Here is an 18,175-nt window from a genome sequence, read left to right as displayed (position 1 = left end):
ATGCTCCCTTCTCCCCGGACCGTTTCAATACTCGCGGTGTTGCTTTCGCTCTCCAGCTGCGACGACCACAGCGCCGAACGGAGTTCAAAGGCGACTGTCCCTATCGACGCAGCCGTCGACATCGTCGAACTGAAGGATATCCCGATCAACTACACCGTTCCCGGTTCCGTCATCTCCGACGGACGGGTGGAGGTGTCCTCCCGTGTTGTTGGCTTCATCGAGCAACTCGATGTCCGCGAGGGACAGAGCGTGAAGCAGGGCGACCTTCTGGTGCGGATCGACCCGAGCGATATCAACGAGGCGATCCGGCAAGCCCGCTCCTCCGTCAGTGCCGCGGAGGAGGATCTAAGTGACGCCGAACAGGATGTCCGGAAATACACCTCGCTTGCCCAGTCGGGCTCGGTCGCTTCGGAAACGCTACGCAAGGCCAAGGTCCGGGTGGACATCGCCCGCACGACGCTCGAAAAGGCGAAGTCGGTGCTTTCCGCCGCAAAGGCGCAGAAGGATTATTCCACGGTCACGAGCCCGGTCGATGGCGTCATCGTGTCCGTCGCCAAGCGCAGCGGCGAGATGGCGACCGCCGGTTCACCAATCCTAATCGTCGAATCGCATGAGGTTCTCCTACTCAAAGCCTATGTGTCCGAGCAGAGCCTCGCCTCGATCAACACCGAAACGCCCGTCAATGTCAGGCTAGACGTGCTTGGTGGACGCCAATTTGCGGGGCGTATTCGTGGGATTGTCCCATCCAGCGATGATGTGACACGCCGCTACGAGATCAACGTCCTGCTGCCCGACGATCCGGCGCTGATGCCCGGCATGTTCGGCCGCGCGGAGATTCGGCTGGGAACCTACCGGGCTCCGGTCGTTCCGCAGGATGCGATCACCAAGAGGGGCGGCTTGGATGGCGTATTCGTTGTCGAGAACGGAACCGCTCGGTTCCGGTGGCTGCGCACGGGCCGGGAACTGAACGGCGTTGTCGAAGTCACGTCCGGCCTGAAGGCGGGAGAGACCATCATGGCCAAAGCCGATGGCGGCTTGCCGGATGGCGCCCGAGTGAACGTCGCGGGTACCGCCCGATGAGTACGCCCAAACTCAATATCGCCGGACGTTTGGCGCAGACGTTCATCACCTCGAAGCTGACCATCGTCTTCATCATCGGCGTGGCCTTGATGGGTGTCATCGCGATCCTGCAGACACCGCGAGAGGAGAACCCCCAGATCGTCGTTCCGGGTGCGATGGTCACCGTCATGCTTCCCGGCGCCTCCGCCGCCGAGGTCGAATCCCTGATTGTCACTCCACTCGAAGGTATTCTCAGCGAATTGCCGGGCGTCGACCATACCGCTGGCATCGCACAGAATTCGGTCGGCATGGTGCAGGTGCAGTTCAAGGTTGGCGAGCCGAAAGAGGAATCCCTCGTCAAGCTCTATGACCGTGTGCTCGCCAGCCGCTCCAGCCTGCCCTCCGACGCAGGAACGCCGACCGTTCGCTCGATCGATGCCGACGACGTGCCGATCCTCACCGTCACTTTGGCCTCCGGGAACTATGATGACTATGCCTTGAAGCGGGTCGCAGAACGGATGGCCGAGCGCCTGCGCAGCGCTGAGAACGTTTCGGTCGTCAGCATCAAGGGCGGCCGCGACCGGGAGATTTCCATCGAGCTCGATCCGGACCGCCTGCAGGCCTTCGGGGTGACGCTGAGCCAGGCCTATGCGGCATTCGAGGCAAGCAACCTCTCCGTACCCCTGCAGCCGACCGTCCGCGACGGCAAGGTCGAGGCGATCAAGGTCTCAGCGTCGTTCTCCTCGGCCGACGATGTCCGCAACCAGATCCTCACCGTGCATGAGGGCCGTCCGGTCTATGTCCGCGATGTCGCGACCGTCACCGACGGCCCCGAGACGGAGATCGCGCAGTTCAGCCGTTTCTCCTTCGGGCCGGGCGACGTGCGTTTCGGTGGCCCGGACTCGTCCGATATGCCGGCAGTCACCATCGCCGTCGCCAAAAAGAAGGGGGCGAATGCCGTGATCGTGGCCAATACGGTGATCGAACGTGTCGATGAGATGCAGCCATCTTTCGTGCCGAAGGACGTTCAGGTGATTGTCACCCGCGACGATGGCGAGAAGGCCGACGCCGCCGTGAACCTGCTGATCGAGCATCTCGCCATCGCGCTGGTGACCGTGGCAATCGTGCTGGTCTTCTTCCTCGGCTGGCGCGAGGCGCTCATCGTCACCGTCACGGTGCCGCTGATCTTCTCGATCACGCTGGCGGCCGATCTTCTCGGCGGCGTCACCATCAACCGCGTGACGCTGTTCGCGCTTATCCTGTCGCTCGGCCTGCTCGTAGACGCAGCGATCGTGGTGATCGAGAACATCCACCGCCACTACGGATCTAAGCAGTCGCGGGCCAGCAAGGAGAAGACGACGGTCCTCGCCACCAACGAGATCGGCAATGCGACTAATCTTGCCACTTTCGCCGTCATGCTCGTGTTCAGCGCGCTTTTCCTCGTCTCCGGCATGGCGGGCGACTATTTCTACCCGATCGCCTACAACGTGCCGATCGCCATGGCGGCATCCGTGGTCGTCGCCTATATCGTCACCCCTTGGGCGGCCAACCGATGGCTAAGCCGCCACACCGTACAGGAGGCCGACGAGCATGAACAGGAAGAGTCCCACGGCGAGCCCGGCCGGCTGGAAAAGTTCTATCTTCGCCTGATCGCGCCGCTACAGGAGCGTCGCGCCGCCCGTATCGGTTTCGCCGTGCTGATCGCCGTCCTGACGACGGGATCGATCATGCAGGGCGCGTGGCAGTTCGTGCGGCCCTCCGGCGTCGGAGGCCCAGTTTCGTGGTTCGGCGTCAATATCGGCTTCCTGCCCAAGGACAACAAGAACACCTTCAACATCGTCATCGCGATGCCCGAGACAACACCCGTCGAGGAGACAGACCGGTTCGTGCGCGAGATCGGCGTCCTGCTTTCTAAGGACAAGAACGTCGTCAACTACCAGGGTTGGGTCGGGCAGGCGGGCATCGCCGACTTCAACGGCCTGTTCAAGGGAACCACCAACCGGGAGGGGAACTCGGTCGCTGAAATCCGCGTCAATCTTACCGACAAGCACGACCGGAAGGAAAGCTCGATCGACATCGTCCGCGAACTTCGCCCGAAGGTCGAGGAGATCCGCAGGCGCTATCCCGGTGCGGAAGCAGCGCTCGTCGAGGACCCGCCCGGCCCGCCGCTGCGCGCCACGGTGCTGGCCGAACTCTACGGTCCTGACCCGGAAGGCCTGCGGCAATTGTCGACCGAGGTCCGGAAAGCCTTCGAAGAAACCTACGACATGGTCGATCTGTCCGACACTGAATCGGAAGATGTCACCGAACACCGCATCGTACCGGACAAGGAAAAGGCGGCGCTCTCCAAGATATCGACGGCGCAGATTGCGCAGGCGCTCACAATCATCTATGGCGGTAACGAACTGAGTCGTGCCCACCTCGCCGACGAGAGGAACCCCGTCCCCGTCAGGGTCTACGTGCCGCGCCGCTACGCCGTGGACCCGGCACGCCTCGACAGAGTCTTCGTCGACAATGCCGACGGCAAGCCTGTACCCCTGTCGGAACTGGTAAAAGTCGTTCCGTCCCACGCCGATAGACCGATCCAGCATCGCGATAACGAGAAGGTGACTTTCGTCGGCGGCGAACTGTCGGACTCGGTTCCGCTCTATGCCGTCCTTGACCTTCAAAAACGGCTCAACGGCATCACGGCACCCGACGGCAGGCCGCTCAGGACGGGCAATCTCGGCTTCAACGAGGATGCGCCCGACACGATCGACGGCTACCAGTTGCTTTGGGGCGGCGAGATACGCATGACGCTCGACATCTACCGCGACATGGGCATCGCGCTTGGCGGCGCGCTGCTGCTCGTCTACCTGCTGCTGGTCGCCTACTACCGTTCCTTCCTAATCCCGGTGATCGCGATGTCTTCCGTGCCGCTCGGCATCATTGGAATCTTTCCGGGGCACTGGATCGTCGGTGCGGACTTTTCCGCCACCTCGATGGTCGGCATCATCGCTCTCTCCGGTGTCGTCATCCGCAATTCGCTGCTGATCATCGACTTCATCCAGGACAACCGCAAGCACGGCATGCCACTTGAGGTCGCGGTGCGGCAGGCCGGCGCAGTGCGGCTAAGGCCGATCCTGCTTACGACGCTTGCCATCGTCCTCGGCTCGGCGATCATGATCACCGATCCGGTATTCGGCGGTCTCGCCATCTCGCTGATCTTCGGAACCGTCGTCTCGACCGTCTTAACCGTTTTCGTCGTGCCGATCCTCTTTGAACTCGATGCACGGCGGCGATTGAGAAGGAGGGCAGCGGATGCCGTAGAAACAAGGATTTGAAAACAGGCCGACTGAAAAGCATCCGCTGATGGAGGGAGCGGAAATTGAAGTGGCTCATCAGCTTCTTCGATGAGATAGTTGGCAATCAACGCGTTCAACGAGTCCACTTGCCAATGGTGCATTACAGTTGCATTTTAGTTTTCAGATGAGCTTGTCGAGCGGCCGCCTGATGGGGGCGCCTCCAGCTTGACCATGCGATGACGTAGGCGGGGTCTATGCGACGCTGGGCGAGTCTGGTGGCGATGCGCCGGACTGCCTGGATGGAGAGCATGAGGAATTGTGTAGCAGTCACGCGGCGAGCGATGCTTCGTGCGGCTTTTGATTGTCGTTTGCCATGCCTGGATACCATTTCTCGAATGTCGATCGCAACGAGCCATCGAGGGTCTGTGTTCGGGTCTGCAACAGCAGATGCGCGCCAGTCTTGCTCCATTGCATCTGCTGCTTTTTGGCGAAGCGCTTGCTGATGACGGCGTTGACGGTGGCCTCGACGAAGGCAAAGGATATCCGCTCTCCGGATCGGTAGCGCTCGCCGTAATTGATCAGGCTGGCATTGTTGGCAGCGATGTAAGATTGGAATTCGCCGATCGCCGTCAGGAATTTCCGCATGTTCTGATAATCGGTCTCACACACTCAGCGTCACAATACAGGTCGCTGATCTCCTCCCGCGCCCGGTGCTTGTTGCCGTGCCAGAGATACCATTTGATCCTTTTGAGCGCGTCAAGCATGTCCAGGCCTGCCTGAGCATCGTAGTTCCAGCCCCTGTGCGAACTCGCGAAGGACGGTGATCCGCATGGTGATGTGGAACCAGTCGAGCGCCGGCTTTCGGATCAATCGCATCAATTAGGCGTCACGACATCTGTGGACACCCCGGGGAATGCAAGAAGATTTTTTCGGTAAGGTACATTTTCGAGTTATATTAGGGGCTCCGTGGGAATCTCTGCAATAATACCATCTAAGGGAAATCGAAGTTGTTTGGATTGAAGCGGTTAACGCGGATCGGCCTGAAGCGTTCGAGGGGTCGGTCAATTTCGTTCCAGAGATAGTCTCCGCTGAGTGCGATATGAGCCCAGGGAAGCGGTGCTACCTGGGAGAGCAACTCGGCGGGAATATCGATGCCCTGGCTGCGGACATAATCGACGGCGCGGCTGAGATAGGCCTCAGTACATTATTGGGACACGGATATACGGTAGCGGTTATTGGCGCAGATCGACGACGCCGAGTTCGTGCCACATCCACTCGAAACTGTACGTCGCCATAGGATCTGCCGGGTTTGGCTGCCGGGACGATTGATTTTCGAGAATATTTGAGCCATTCGGCGAGCTTCTGTCGGCCAGAGGCTGATTTTGCGGCCTGACGCGGCGTCTTATTGCCGAGCATGCCGAGCGGCTGATCAAGAATTTCACGATATTGCCGGTCCATGAACTGGTGAACGACCTGCTCGGCAATTTCGGGCGGGATTTCAGACCCAGGGTCTTCCTTTTCGCGGGCCGGCCGCTCGGCCATCATCTGTTCGATGGTGCGGATTTCGGTAAGCGGCGCGCGGACGAGATCCCCGAGAGCCTGCTGGATCAACGTCGTTCCTATTTGAGCGCGTTCGACCGGCCATCAGCCGCATTCCTGCCGATGATGGCCGGGCCGGCATGTTGGGCTGCCGCGCAATCGGCGACGCTGCAAACACAGGAACAAAGGCCGACGTTTCCTGCCCTGCAACAACCGTCAAAGCACCCTGGGACTGCCGATCTCGGCGAAGCTTCACCCAGTTGCGTAGCTGATTGGCGTTGACGCCATGCGCCAGTGCCAGGCGGGCAACCGAGACGCCGGGCTGGAGTGCCGCCTCGATCAGCAGGTCTTTCTCGACGGGATCGAAACGCCGCTTCCCGTTCGAAAGAACCTTCACGGCCCGAAGACCTCCTGAGCCGTTCAAGATATCCAATGTCATTGTGTCCACAGTCTCCATTGCGGACACAGACTCCTCCATTCGCTGCCCAGTGAACAGGTGCGGGGAATTGTGCGCTTACCAAAGAGCGCCACGGTTTCCGCGATTTGAGCCAACCATTGCGGGTCGAACTTGCCGCCTGGGCTCAAAACGAAGCCGTCGGCTTGACCGATGGCCGGGTGCTTCTCGATCGTCTGATTGAATGGATGCGGGCTGGAAGGATCATTATCCCTGGTATCAGCGTCGTCGAACGTTTAGCCGCTGCAGCGATGCACTCTGCTGACCTCGCGGCGATTGCCGAGGTCTACCGCGCGGCGTTGGCGAGCATGACCGATGCAATTCATGCCGAGCCGCTATCGGTCTGGTTTGGCGAAGGCTGGCGCGCTTCAGCCGATGGTCAGGCCTTTTATCTCGGTGGTCCGGGCGAAGCTGGCGGCGCAATCAATGGACACTATGGCCGTGATCCGATCGTGAAAATCTACACCACGATCACCGATCGCTATGCGCCGCTTCATCAGAAGGTCATCGCTGGCACCGCCGGTGAAGCCATCCATGCATTAGACGGCATTCTCGGCCACGAAAGCAGTGTCGACATCGGGGCGTTGCATGTCGATGGTGGCGGCGTTTCCGATATCGTCTTTGCCATCGCAGCACTGCTGGGCCGCTGCTTCGAGCCTCGAATTCCGCGCCTGTCGGACCGCAAACTCTATGCCTTCGAACCGAAAACAAGATACGGTCGTCTGGCACCTCTGTTCGGACACCGTCTCGACGCCAACCTGATCCTGGGGCATGCCGATGAAATCGGCAAGGTAATCCGGGCACTCGCCGACAAGGTGGTCACGCCTTCCCTTATCCTGAAGAAGCTATCCGCCTAGACGCGAGGGCGCAAGCCTTCTCCGACGCCTTGGCTTCCATTCCCCGCGTGCGGGCGACACTGGACCGTGCCGCATGAGCGTTTCGGAGAACATTCGGGCTGGCCCGCGAAGGGCTTGCCGCTCGAAACTCATTGTTGAGGCGCTGCCACGGTGACCGTGCAACGTTGTTCCTTCTTCGCCTTGGCGGCCGTCTCGGAGCATGCGGTAAGCGCTTCCTGATTATCGCGCACAAGATCGTTGGCGGCCATCAGATTGCGCCACCCTCCGGGGCTTCCCGACTGCATCAGCGAGATTCCGGCACTCCAACGGTCGGCGTTCATGGCAGTCGAGGCAACGGTCATATCGACCGATCCCGGCAGCACACGGGGGAGGAACAGCGTCAGCAGCACACCGGCGACCAGGCCGGCCGCTCCCACACCCCAAAGCCACCAATCCTGTTCCCGGCGAAGACGGGCGGCCCGGACGAACTCGCGAAGATCGCTGGTCACGCGCTCGAGGGCCTGTCCTCGAGCTTCGATCGTGCGGCCGGTACTCTCCGAAACCCGGTCGCCGGCGTTCTCGAGCGCGCGGGCGTAATGATCGGGACCATTCCTGAGCGCCGGCAATTTCTGCAAGGCTTCGAGGTGCTGGCCGACGACGGCAACCTGTTTGACCATTCGGCCAAGCTCCGGGCCATAATCGGGCGGCTGCTGGATTTTCTCGAATTCCTCGAACGCCGCTTCTACCCCCTTGCGGATGACGGTCATTTCGCCGCCAACGTCGCGCGTCAGCTTCTCGACAGATCGCCGCAACGCATCGAAAGCCTGGGCCGGGTCGCTGCCTGTGTCCTGCTCGTCTGGTTCTGTACCCTCGCTCTCGTCCGTCATGGCGTCTCCTATCGTTCCATCCCGAGATTCTGGCTCCGGCCGCGTGCAAGGCTCTGCTCCATGTCGCGGGCGAGGCTTTCGCTCTGCCGCACGTGACCGATTCCGAGGTCCTGGCTGCGATTGCGCAGGATCGATTCAACCTGCGGATCGCGCTCAAGGCTCTTTGTCATGCCGCGCATTTGCCCCTCGACCTTCCCGCGAGCCTCATCATGCTGCCAACCGCGAAGCTCCTGGCGTTCGCCCTGTAGCTCCTGCCAGCGCTGCACGAACCGTTCGGCCCTGACGTTCGGGTCCGCCAGTGCGGCGCGCTCCCGATCCATGCCGGCGCTAAGCTGCCCGACACGCTCGCGGCCGGAAAGCTCCTGCATGGCAGCCCGCGTCTCCGGGTCATGCTGCAAGGCCGACACCATCAGCGCCGACGCTCCCGGCCGCGCCTGGTCGAGCTGCTGACCAGCCTGGCGCATTTCAAGCTTCTGCGTCTCAAGGATAGGCAAGCCCTCGCGGTGATTCCGCTCGGCCGCGTCATAGGCCCGCGCATAGCGGTCTATGGCACGCTCCATGTCGGACGGCCGCCGCAAGCGGTCTGCCTGCTTGTCGGGCGCCAGCGTCTCCCGCACGCTCCCCCCTCTTTCCGGCTGCGTCTGACCGGCTGAGTCGGCCCCACGACCAACATTGAGCTTCAGGCCGTCGAACATACCGCGCCGGGGAGTCTCGGCTATCTCTCGCCGTTCCTGGGCAGCCTCGGCGCGGTCCTGCTGCGGACCTTCGACCGCTGCTCTGCGCCCGAGTTTCAGGCCCTCGAACATGCCTCGGCGCGGTCGCTGCTGGCGATCGTCCCCATGTTCCTGAATACGATCGGAGGCGAGATCCTTGGGCAGCGCAGAAACCTGACGTGGATCCTCGCCCACTTTTTCGGCCTCGATGCTCGGCCGCTGCGATTGCCGCTCGGCCCGGGTTTGCTCCTGCGTCGGCTCCCTGTCCGGACGTAGCTCGATCTCGCTGCGGACACCCATCTGCTCCGCGATCCCGCGCCGCTCGGCAAAGTCACGGGTATAATCGAGCGTCGTTTCCTTCACGCCTGAGCGGCTGAGCCGGTTTTCAAGTTGGGCGTAGGCCAGCTCGTGGCCCTCATGGACCTTCCACGCATTGCGCTCGGCTGTGGTGCCATCTGGAAGGCGCACCGTCTCCGATCCGCGATGCTCAAGGCCTATCCTGTCTCCGATCTCCGGCGCGGCCTCTTTCACCGCGCGCTCAAGGTCCACGCCCCAAACCGTATGTTTCTGGCCGCGATCGTTTTCCAGCGTCACGAAATAGCTGTCGTGGTTCTTCGGGTCGTGCTGATAGGGCGCGGTCCCATGCTCGACCAGGCGACCCGCATTGCGATCGGCAAAATCGTCTTGTGCCGCATAGAGCTGCACGCCGTCGCGATGCCGCGTCATGGCAACATAGGTCAGATGCCGGTCCATCGTGCCCGACGCCATCACAAAGGCCCGGTCCACCGTCGCGCCCTGGTTCTTGTGAATCGTCGTCGCATAGCCGTAGTCGACGGCGCGATAATCGTTCATCGGCACGCTGACCGTATCGCCCTTGCCGTCGAGCTGCGCAACGATCCGGCCGGCCTCGACGCTCTCGACCGTGCCAAGCATCCCGTTCTTGACGCCAAGGTCGCGGTCGTTCTCAAGAAACACGATGCGGTCGCCAGGCGCGAACGATCGCTTGCCGTCATTGGTCTGGAATGCCATCTCGCGCCCGAGTGGGCCGCGCCCCTCCCCGCCTTTCGCCAGCTCGCCGCGCTCCTGCAGGGTCGATCTGATCTCGTCATTGATGGCCCGAACATCGGCGCGGCGATGCGCCATCGCAACGCGCGTGCCGTCTGGCCGCCCGTCGCGATCGGCTAGGTAATCGCGGACGATCTCGCCGCGCGCCTCCTCCTTCGTCTCGCTGAGCCGAACGTCGCCGCGTTCCCGATAGGCGGCCAGGCCCTCGGCCGTCCGATGCGTGGCAAAGTCAACCGACGCCTCCCGCTGCCAATCCATGCGCTGCCGGCGTATCTCGGAAAGCTCAGCACGGCCGATCTGCTCCGCAATGGCGCGGAACGATGCGCCCGCCCCGATCGCCTGTAGCTGCTCATGATCACCGACGAGGACGATCTTCGCGCCGCGCGCCTCGGCCTCATTGATGAACCGGGAGAGCTGCCGACTCCCGATCATGCCCGCCTCGTCGATCACGAACACGTCGCCGCGGCCGAGTGTCCCGCGGTCGTTCTGCCAGCGGTATTCATAGGACGCGAGTGTGCGGCTCTGGATGCCGGACGATTCCTCCAACCCCTCGGCCGCCTTACCCGACAGGGCCGCGCCGTGAACGGTGTAGCCTTGGCTCTCCCATGCCTCACGCGCCGCCGCGAGCATCGTGCTCTTGCCAGCGCCGGCATAACCGACAACAGCCGCGATCCGCTCTGGCCCGGTGATATGCTCGATTGCCCGGTGCTGCTCGTCCGAAAGCCTGGCTGTCGCATCGCCGGCGCTCTGCTGAATGGCTGCGTCCTGCCGCTCTATGGCCCGATCGACATGCCGCCGATCGACGCCATGGGTCTGCGCCTCGTGCAGCCTTGTCGCGCTCGCCGCCATGCCGGATTCCATCTCGACCATTTCGCGGGTCGAATACCGCGCAAGCTCGACCTCGCCTGTCTCGGGATTGGTCCGCTCGCTCTGCAACTCGACCAGCGCCGGCGATGCCATGACGGTCACAAAGGCGTTTTGGAACGCCTGCGCGTCGTCGTTGATGTAGCGATGCAGCGTTCGTGCAATGTCGTGCCGATCGAACACGCTCTTTTCGGCGGTGACGATCGAAAGAACCTGCTCCGGCTTCTCGCGGATCAGCACGGCGTTCCGCTGCGCCGCTTCCTGATCAAGCCGGGTGCGTGACACATCGAGGCCGCGCCGCTGCATCTGCGTGGCATGGACACCCATATGCTCGGTCGGCTCCAATTCAAGACCGCGTTCCTGATGCGAGCGATGGTCGATCCGCACATCGAGGCCGGCCATTGCCAAATGCTCGTTCGCATGTTGCTCCCACGATTGCCGGATATCGCGGAGCTGCATTTGCGTCGTCGGCAACCCCTCGTTCAACAAACGCACATTCTTCCACTCAATATGCGTTTTCTCGCCTAGACCTTCCTCTGTGACCTGACGCGTCGTCATCAAAAGGTGCGCGTGATGGTTCCGAACGTCACTTGCCGAATGCGGCGCATGGATTGCGAAATCGACTGCCCCGCCATAGCGGTTCGCCAAATCCTGGGCGAACGCCCGCGTTAGTTCTAGCCGCTGTTCGGCTGTCAGCTCGTGCGGTAGCCCGATCTCGATTTCACGAGCGACACGCGCGTCTTTCCGATTCTCGGCAAACTCCGCTGCGTTCCAAAGCGCCTGGCGGTCCTTCGCCCATTCCGCACTCACACCCTCGGGCAACACGATTTCCACATGCTCAACGCCCTGCTTGCGGGTGAAGTCATGCGTGAGGCCATCACGTTCGTTCGTCAGGCGCTCGCAGGCACGATAGGCAGCAGAGGCAACGGCGCTTCTGCCGCTGGCCCGCGATACCGGCTTCATGCTCGCATGATAGATCGCCAAACGTTGCCTGCCCTTCTCCGATCCGGATCGGCGCACCTGACTTGCGCAGCAAGTCGTAAGTGCGCCCTTATCATTCATCCGCTACGCTACTTCATGCTTCGGTATGGTGCAAGACGAACGCTTCTTGCCTCAACTTATGAGTAGAGTAATCAGAAAAATTGAGAGCAAGCATTGAACAACCGTCAACCACAGGTAAAATGCAGGTCGACAGCGAGGACCCAAAGGAGTGAACATGGTCGATGAAACCAATCACCTGTTCGATGCGGCTCAGGCCCTTGATGGCAAGCTCTCCGACAAGACGATAAACCCCGAGAATGTTGCGAAAGATGGTCTCGACATGATTCCGGAAGATGCAACGGAAGTGCCTGATATTCGCGACATCACGGCGATAAGGAGCCAGCGGGACAAGTCGCGGCGACAGGGCGAATAAGAGGAAACAGGAATGGCTCGCAAAACCATCGAACAGCGGCTGGCGGAGTTGGATGCGCAGCGCTCTGCCCTCAAGGCGCGGCTTGGAAAGCAGGAACGCGCCAACGATACGCGCCGCAAAGTGTTGCTCGGCGCACTCGTCCTGCACCGGCTCGAAAATACCATCGATCCGGAGTTCATCAAGCGCCTGGGCGACTGGTTGCGCCGCGAACTGCCCGGCTTCCTCACCCGAGACAATGACAAGGCGCTCTTTGCCGATCTGCTCGGAGCAGCGCCGGGTAGCACGACAGAGGGCGACAGCAACGGCACGGAGGCCGCTTCATGAGTCGGGCGACGCTTGCATGGGCCGCCTTCAAGAACATGTTGCGCGCCGCCGCCCGAGATCCGTTATGGGCCTTCGTCTCCCTGCTCACGGCTCCCTTCAGAATCTGGAAGCCGCTGCTTGGCATTCTCTTCATCCTGGTCATGGCTCTGTTCGTGGTTGGCTTCGGCGGCCGGTTTGCTCTTCAGCAAATGGGCTTTGGCGTCGGCAGCATCCCGGTTATCGCACTCGACCTCGTGACACTGTTGGTCCTCGCCTGGATCGTCTTCCGCCTCATCACCACTCCGCTGATTGTCCATTTCGGGGACATGGCGGACGATACCCATGGCTCGGCCCGCTTTGCCACCAATAAGGAAATAGCTCCCCTCACCCGTGTTGATACGGGGCTGCTGATCGGCCGCGATCCGAGGTCGAAAAACCTCATGCGCTATGACGGGCCAGCGCATCTGCTGACCATGGCGCCGACGCGAACCGGTAAAGGTGTCGGAACCATCATTCCGAACTTGCTGATATCAGACCGCTCCGTGATCTGCATCGATCCAAAGGGAGAGAATGCCAAAATCGCCGGTCGTGCTCGCGAACAATTTGGACCGGTCCATGTCCTCGATCCTTTCGGTGTCACCGGCAAACGCTCGGCCGCGTTTAATCCGCTCAGCTCGCTCGATCCGGCCAGCCTCGATGTCGCGGAAGACGCCAGCACACTTGCCGACGCCCTCGTGTTCGATGAACCAGGCTTGGCCGGCGAGGCTCATTGGAACGAGGAAGCCAAGGCGCTCATATCGGGCCTGCTGCTGAAGATCGTCGCAGTGGAATCTCCCGGCCGGCGTCACCTCGGCACGCTGCGCGAATATCTCACAATGGCTCCGGAAAGTTTCACCGCCCTGCTCAAGCGTATGCAGGAATCCGATGAAGCGGGCGGGCTAATCGCCCGCGCCGCAAACCGTCACCTCGGCAAGTCCGATCGAGAAGCCGCCGGCGTGTTGTCGGCGGCGCAGCGCCATACCCATTTTCTGGACTCGCCGCGCATGACGACGGTTCTCGGCCGATCGGATTTCCGCTTTGCCGATCTCAAGCGCAACAACGTCACCGTCTTCCTCGTCCTGCCGCCCGATCGTCTTTCCACCTATTCGCGATGGCTGCGCCTGCTCGTGACGCAAAGCCTACTGGATATGGCCCGCGATCCGGCAAAGCCCGCCGTGCCGGTGCTCTACCTGCTCGATGAATTCGCCGCCCTCGGCCATCTGGCTCCCGTCGAGCGCGCCATGGGTCTGATGGCAGGCTATGGCGTCCAGCTTTGGCCAATCCTGCAGGATGTCCATCAGTTGCGTGCCACCTACGGACAGCGCGCCGGCACTTTCCTCTCGAATGCCGGCGTCCTTCAGGTCTTCGGCGTCAACGATCACGACAGCGCCCGCCTTGTCTCCGATCTGCTCGGACAGGAAACCGTCGTGTTCCAGACCATGGCTCGCGCGCTCGATTCCGACAAATCGGGCATCTCCTACAGCCAGCAACACACCGCCCGGCCATTACTCACTCCCGACGAAGTGCGCAACCTGCCCGCCCAAGGCCAACTTCTGTTCCTGGCGGGGCAACGGCCGATCATCGCCAGCAAGCTCGCCTATTATGCTGATCCGGAATTCAAAGGGGCGTTCGATCCGATATGAGCGACGATGATTTCAAGGAAACAGAGGCCATGGGAAGAGATCTCATCTGGACCCTTGGCCTGATCACGCATAGCGGGCCGGAAGATCGCCAGCGGATTGCTCTTGCCTACAGGCAAGCCCAGGAAATGGTCGCAGGCATTCCAAAGGACAATGGCGATGCCCGGCCTCGCATTGTCGCCTGCTTCAGGCGGTCTGATATCTTGAAAGCGGCCGACGATGTTGCCTGTGCCGGATGGTTGCTGACCGCCATGCTGGAGCGGGTAAACGAACGGGATCTCCCCGAATGGCGAAAACTGCGCAAGATCATAACGAACACCGTGAAGATGCTACCGCTGATCAAGCCGACAGTGCATTGAAAGGATCGACGACAATGTCCGGACCGACAGAATGGCCAGACCCTGCCGACAAGGCTCATGCGATCGAACAAGCCAAACAACTACGGGAACAGACCGCAAAGGGTGGCCTGAAATTCGAGGCCTATCTTCCCCCTACCCTCGCCCTATGGCTGCTCGACAGGATCGAACAGGGGAAATTCCTCGATCCATCCGAAGCCGTATTCGTGATCCTCGGCGAGCACGAGGAACTGGAGCCGCATGTCGATCTGCGCAACGAGCTGCTGAAGCGCAGCCTTCAGGCAGCGATTGATGATCACCGGCCAGGCATTCCACATGAAGATGTCATGGCCGAAATGCGGGAACGGCTGCAACAACCTCGACCGGAACCGGCCAGATGGGAAAAGGGGTCCCGGCGCTGACGCACCGGGGCTTTGTCACTGGAAGGCCCTCCGGCTCTCTACAGCGCGAGTTGAAAGCGCGTTCGCCTACAGGCCAGGGCGGCTGCGCCGCGATCAGGCTAAGCGGTGTGATCGCTATTCGCGAATGGCGCGGCTTTCCTCGGGTGTAGGCGCTTCCATGGGCGTTAGGCACGCCTCATCGAACTCGCGCATCGTCTGCTTGTCGATGACGCCGGATTCGTAAAAGCCTTCCATTGTTTCATGGATGGCTGCCATCGCTTCGCTTTTGTACACCTTAACCATCTCAGCCCTCTGAGAACCTTGGTGAAAGGCGACAAAGTCGCCTACTCGAACAATTCCGAATGTGTCCCTGTTCGGACGAAGTTGATGCGATTACGTTCGATTTGGTAGATAAGCAGAAAATCGCCGCCGATGTGGCATTCGCGATGATCGGCCCAATCGCCTTTAAGCCCATGATCCAGCCATTCTGGGCCTAGTGGCTCATCATTGGCGATCAGCAGCAGCATGACTTCCTTGAGCTGCCGCATGTCGTAGCGGCCGGATCGGGATAGACGCTCCCAATCTTTAACGAAGCTTTTCGGGTAGTCAGCCGCACGCGGCAGTGAAGCCCGTTTATGACTTGCGGGTTTCTTGGTCGAGGGCACTGAAAAGTTCCTGAGAATCGGCGAAACGAGCGTTACGGGCCTTCATCATTGCCCGCGACTCATCCATGGCCGCACGGGTCTCGGCATTCGGGACCTTCAACTCGAACGGCAAGGCCTTGTCCTTGGCTATGCGAGTCAGAGTCATGCGGACAACATCAGAGACGGTAAGCCCCATTTCCGCTAAGACGGCGGCAGCCTGATCTTTCAAGGTCTCATCGATGCGGGCGCGTACGAAAGCATTGGATGCCATGATGGGCTCCTTTCAGTTGCCCCAAATGTAGCTCATGTGAGCCACGCAATCAAGGGCGCACTGCCGCCATGACGGACCCGGCGAAGACCCGTGCCTCTACAGAACGAAATCAGCATGATATCTTTATGATATCGAAGATATTGCTATCATCTAGCTTTCACGATTGCTATCAATAAAGCATGCATTCAGAAAGCGTTCATGATTGCATGCTAAAAATCTCCTAAAGCTACTAAGGAGTGTTTCGATGCCGGTAATATGCGCAGCTAACCCAAAAGGCGGAGCTGGAAAATCGACAACCATTCTTTCGATCGCCTCCACCCTTGCTCAGCAAGGGGGCTCTGTGGTGATCATCGACGCAGACCCGAATAAGCCAATCACCGATTGGCGATCCGGAGAAAGCAAGCTTCCTATCAAGGTCGTGAGTGATGCCACGGAAGCGAACATTAGAGACTTGATCAACACTGCGGCTGCCGAAGCACAGTTTGTATTTGTTGATCTTGAAGGGACTGCTAGCCGCCTCGCATCACGGGCAATCATTCGGGCAGACCTTACTCTTATCCCGCTCGGAGGAAGCGCACTTGATGCGAAGCAAGCTGCCCGAGCCGTCGGCTTGGTTCGGGAGAGCGAGGAGGATATAGGGCGACGGCTGAATTTCACGCTCGCCTTCAACAGAACCAGCCCGCCGCCGTTTACCCGGCGTATTGAGCGAGAAATATCGGATCAGATGCGATCGAATGATCTTCCGGTGTTGAATACTCATCTCTACAGGCGGGAGGCCTACAACGCGATGTTTATGGAGCGCTTGAGTCTATTCGAATTGGACCCGCAGAAGGTGAATGGCCTTGATGCAGCCGTTGAGAATGCGATCCAGCTCACGGCAGAAATCCTAGAACTGTTGCGATCGAGTTCGACGGAGAGGGCGGCCTGATGACAAACGATCTCGGATTTGGGAAAACCAACAAGTTGGATTTATCGGACTTTTCCCCTCGGCAGGAGGAAAAGTCCAATACAATGAAAGAACAGGAAGCAGCCGATCGTGCAGCTGACCGGGCGGGCTTCCAAAGCAGAGAACCGGTCCAACGCATAAAGCGCGTGCGGAAAGCGAGCGAGCCACTGGATCAAGCCTTTGTTCGTGCGCCGATCGACGTCATCAACCGTTTTAAGCAGTATTGCAATGAAACGGGCTTCTCCTACGGCGAGGCACTAGACGAGCTGATGCGAAAATCCGGAGTTTAATTCTCGGGCGGCCATTTCTGGGCGCCATGCAGGACGCGGATCAGCTCGACATCGTCGGAAACCAGATAGACGACAATATAAGGCGTCCCCGACACGACCAGTTCCCTCGTTTCCGGCATTCGACCGATGCGGCCGGAGCGCGGGAAATCACGCAACCGCTCGATCTGCCTCTCGATGTCATCCCAGATATCGAGGGCTGCCGATGGGTTTTCCAGAGCTATATGGTCAACGATGCTGTCGAGATCGGCAGCATAGGAATCACGTCTGACGATCCGCATATACTCAGTGACCTTGCGCGCCGATACGACGCTGTAAGTCAGCCCGCTTCAGTTTCGCCTTTTCCGCCCACTCATCCTCGGAAATTGCACGATTCGAGCCATCCTCAATCCCATCCATAGCCTTTTGCACCTGCCCCCGGAACCAGGCATCATGTTCGCCGGCCTCATGCAGTTGGCGTTGACGGTCCGCAGTATCAGGTCGTTTTCGCTCGATTGCTGCCGGGTCATGTTCGGTCATGTCAATTTCGAACCTTGCAAGTCCAAGCTCGTCGCGAACATAGGCAGCGACCGTGTTGAGATTCCGCCAGATGCGCATCCTGCGGGACCTTTGAGCGGCCACGGCTCTCTCATTCATCCCATACTTTACAAGGACAGCGAAACCGCCCGGCTGCCCCAGAACGACGGCCCCATTCAGGGCGTGCGCTATTGCGAGGTTTTTGACGGCTCTGCCGTCAAGAGTTTCCAGCTGCATCGAAAATCCTTCAGATAATCTTACTGCATTTATCAGATATTTGCACAGCGCCACTATTCTGGCAACGGCTTTGCCGCCCCTCTTTATTCAAAAGCCATATAACACTAACCGCAAAAGTAGTTTTTGCGGATTTTGGCTCTGTTGGTGCCGCACCGGCCCGCAATTTGCGCGGGCCAGAACCGCCGCAGGGCTGCATGAGCAGCCCTGGTAGTGACGTTCGCTTATTTTTCCCTATCTTTAATAGAACTAGATGGGGATTCAGTCTGTCTGGCGGACTCACGTAAACTGATTGATCGACCAAGTCGTGCGAGCGCCTGTCCCAAAGGATTATCGCCAACGTCGAACAACGCCAATTCGTTCATGGGAAGGGTCTTGCGGTGTGCGTCGATTTCGGCCGCCCGCAATTCAATGGCGTGGGTATGATCATCTGGTGGGGGGGGG

General features: G+C 60.2%; 18 protein-coding genes and 4 pseudogenes. 11 read left to right on the top strand and 11 right to left on the bottom strand.

From position 1 onward, the window contains the following. Positions 1-1,080: an efflux RND transporter periplasmic adaptor subunit gene (locus tag CEV33_RS00520; RefSeq protein WP_094538669.1), complete on the top strand. Its 1,080-nt coding sequence runs from the start codon at positions 1-3 to the stop codon at positions 1,078-1,080. Continuing rightward, the gene (locus CEV33_RS00515) at positions 1,077-4,382 is read left to right on the top strand and encodes an efflux RND transporter permease subunit (RefSeq protein WP_094538668.1); all 3,306 of its coding nucleotides are present in this window, start codon (positions 1,077-1,079) and stop codon (positions 4,380-4,382) included. The genes CEV33_RS00520 and CEV33_RS00515 overlap by 4 nt, the downstream gene beginning before the upstream one ends. Before the next feature lie 288 nt (positions 4,383-4,670). On the opposite strand, the pseudogene CEV33_RS00510 reads toward CEV33_RS00515, so the two are convergent. From CEV33_RS00510 to CEV33_RS00500, 3 genes and pseudogenes are all read right to left on the bottom strand, one after another. Further along, a pseudogene (locus CEV33_RS00510) lies at positions 4,671-5,195 on the bottom strand (ISKra4 family transposase); the annotation flags it as partial. A gap of 139 nt (positions 5,196-5,334) precedes the next feature. Continuing rightward, positions 5,335-5,526, bottom strand: a pseudogene (locus CEV33_RS24735) (hypothetical protein); the annotation flags it as partial. 315 nt (positions 5,527-5,841) lie between these two features. Next, a complete protein-coding gene (locus tag CEV33_RS00500) occupies positions 5,842-6,321 on the bottom strand; it encodes a transposase (protein WP_235818321.1) in 480 nt (159 codons plus the stop codon). A gap of 92 nt (positions 6,322-6,413) precedes the next feature. On the opposite strand from CEV33_RS00500, the pseudogene CEV33_RS24580 reads away from it, so the two are divergent. Both CEV33_RS24580 and CEV33_RS00490 read left to right on the top strand, forming a co-directional pair. Beyond that, positions 6,414-6,575 (top strand): annotated as a pseudogene (locus tag CEV33_RS24580) (DUF4158 domain-containing protein); the annotation flags it as partial. Positions 6,576-6,587: 12 nt separating this feature from the next. Next, the gene (locus CEV33_RS00490) at positions 6,588-7,193 is read left to right on the top strand and encodes a Tn3 family transposase (protein WP_328588538.1); all 606 of its coding nucleotides are present in this window, start codon (positions 6,588-6,590) and stop codon (positions 7,191-7,193) included. Between the two features lie 128 nt (positions 7,194-7,321). Here CEV33_RS00490 and CEV33_RS00485 read toward each other — a convergent pair whose 3' ends face one another. Together CEV33_RS00485 and traA are read right to left on the bottom strand one after the other, a co-directional pair. Then, complete coding sequence (locus CEV33_RS00485; protein WP_094538667.1) at positions 7,322-8,059, bottom strand: DUF6118 family protein; 738 nt, start codon at positions 8,057-8,059, stop codon at positions 7,322-7,324. A gap of 8 nt (positions 8,060-8,067) precedes the next feature. Continuing rightward, positions 8,068-11,685 carry a Ti-type conjugative transfer relaxase TraA gene (gene traA / locus CEV33_RS00480; protein ID WP_094538666.1) on the bottom strand — a complete coding sequence of 1,206 codons (3,618 nt, stop codon included), beginning with the start codon at positions 11,683-11,685 and terminating at the stop codon, positions 8,068-8,070. 232 nt (positions 11,686-11,917) lie between these two features. On the opposite strand from traA, the gene CEV33_RS00475 reads away from it, so the two are divergent. Genes CEV33_RS00475 through CEV33_RS00455 form a run of 5 tightly spaced genes read left to right on the top strand, consistent with a single transcriptional unit; the run spans position 11,918 to position 14,854 of the window. Beyond that, complete coding sequence (locus CEV33_RS00475; protein ID WP_094538665.1) at positions 11,918-12,115, top strand: hypothetical protein; 198 nt, start codon at positions 11,918-11,920, stop codon at positions 12,113-12,115. Positions 12,116-12,127: 12 nt separating this feature from the next. Then, on the top strand, positions 12,128-12,439 hold the full coding sequence (locus CEV33_RS00470) for a mobilization protein (RefSeq protein WP_094538664.1): 312 nt from the start codon (positions 12,128-12,130) through the stop codon (positions 12,437-12,439). Continuing rightward, a complete protein-coding gene (locus CEV33_RS00465; RefSeq protein WP_094538663.1) occupies positions 12,436-14,100 on the top strand; it encodes a type IV secretory system conjugative DNA transfer family protein in 1,665 nt (554 codons plus the stop codon). The genes CEV33_RS00470 and CEV33_RS00465 overlap by 4 nt, the downstream gene beginning before the upstream one ends. Next, positions 14,097-14,456, top strand: a complete 360-nt coding sequence (locus tag CEV33_RS00460; protein WP_235818319.1) for a hypothetical protein — start codon at positions 14,097-14,099, stop codon at positions 14,454-14,456. The genes CEV33_RS00465 and CEV33_RS00460 overlap by 4 nt, the downstream gene beginning before the upstream one ends. A 14-nt stretch (positions 14,457-14,470) precedes the next feature. Continuing rightward, positions 14,471-14,854: an antitoxin PaaA2 family protein gene (locus tag CEV33_RS00455; protein WP_094538662.1), complete on the top strand. Its 384-nt coding sequence runs from the start codon at positions 14,471-14,473 to the stop codon at positions 14,852-14,854. A 114-nt stretch (positions 14,855-14,968) separates the two neighbouring features. Here CEV33_RS00455 and CEV33_RS00450 read toward each other — a convergent pair whose 3' ends face one another. Genes CEV33_RS00450 through CEV33_RS00440 form a run of 3 tightly spaced genes read right to left on the bottom strand, consistent with a single transcriptional unit; the run spans position 14,969 to position 15,748 of the window. Beyond that, on the bottom strand, positions 14,969-15,136 hold the full coding sequence (locus tag CEV33_RS00450) for a helix-turn-helix domain-containing protein (RefSeq protein ID WP_235818318.1): 168 nt from the start codon (positions 15,134-15,136) through the stop codon (positions 14,969-14,971). A 41-nt stretch (positions 15,137-15,177) separates the two neighbouring features. After that, positions 15,178-15,498, bottom strand: coding sequence for a type II toxin-antitoxin system YafQ family toxin (locus tag CEV33_RS00445; protein WP_094538661.1), 321 nt, complete (start codon positions 15,496-15,498; stop codon positions 15,178-15,180). Beyond that, positions 15,467-15,748 (bottom strand): type II toxin-antitoxin system RelB/DinJ family antitoxin, encoded by a 282-nt coding sequence (locus CEV33_RS00440; RefSeq protein WP_094538660.1) that lies wholly within the window; start codon positions 15,746-15,748, stop codon positions 15,467-15,469. The genes CEV33_RS00445 and CEV33_RS00440 overlap by 32 nt, the downstream gene beginning before the upstream one ends. Before the next feature lie 244 nt (positions 15,749-15,992). On the opposite strand from CEV33_RS00440, the gene CEV33_RS00435 reads away from it, so the two are divergent. Further along, entirely contained in the window at positions 15,993-16,676 is a 684-nt protein-coding gene (locus tag CEV33_RS00435) for a ParA family protein (RefSeq protein WP_077472809.1), read from the top strand. Beyond that, the gene (locus tag CEV33_RS00430; RefSeq protein WP_094538659.1) at positions 16,676-16,984 is read left to right on the top strand and encodes a hypothetical protein; all 309 of its coding nucleotides are present in this window, start codon (positions 16,676-16,678) and stop codon (positions 16,982-16,984) included. The genes CEV33_RS00435 and CEV33_RS00430 overlap by 1 nt, the downstream gene beginning before the upstream one ends. Here CEV33_RS00430 and CEV33_RS00425 read toward each other — a convergent pair. The 3 genes and pseudogenes from CEV33_RS00425 to CEV33_RS24155 form a co-directional block, all read right to left on the bottom strand. After that, positions 16,981-17,262, bottom strand: coding sequence for a type II toxin-antitoxin system RelE/ParE family toxin (locus CEV33_RS00425; protein WP_094538658.1), 282 nt, complete (start codon positions 17,260-17,262; stop codon positions 16,981-16,983). The genes CEV33_RS00430 and CEV33_RS00425 overlap by 4 nt on opposite strands. A 4-nt stretch (positions 17,263-17,266) precedes the next feature. After that, entirely contained in the window at positions 17,267-17,734 is a 468-nt protein-coding gene (locus CEV33_RS00420; RefSeq protein ID WP_094538657.1) for a hypothetical protein, read from the bottom strand. Between the two features lie 221 nt (positions 17,735-17,955). Continuing rightward, a pseudogene (locus tag CEV33_RS24155) lies at positions 17,956-18,175 on the bottom strand (helix-turn-helix domain-containing protein); the annotation flags it as partial.

Origin of the sequence: Brucella grignonensis (assembly GCF_002252505.1) — a bacterium.
Taxonomy (GTDB): Bacteria; Pseudomonadota; Alphaproteobacteria; order Rhizobiales; family Rhizobiaceae; genus Brucella; species Brucella grignonensis.
Note: the sequence above shows the minus strand (reverse complement) of the source record. Positions and strands in the feature narration are given on the sequence as shown.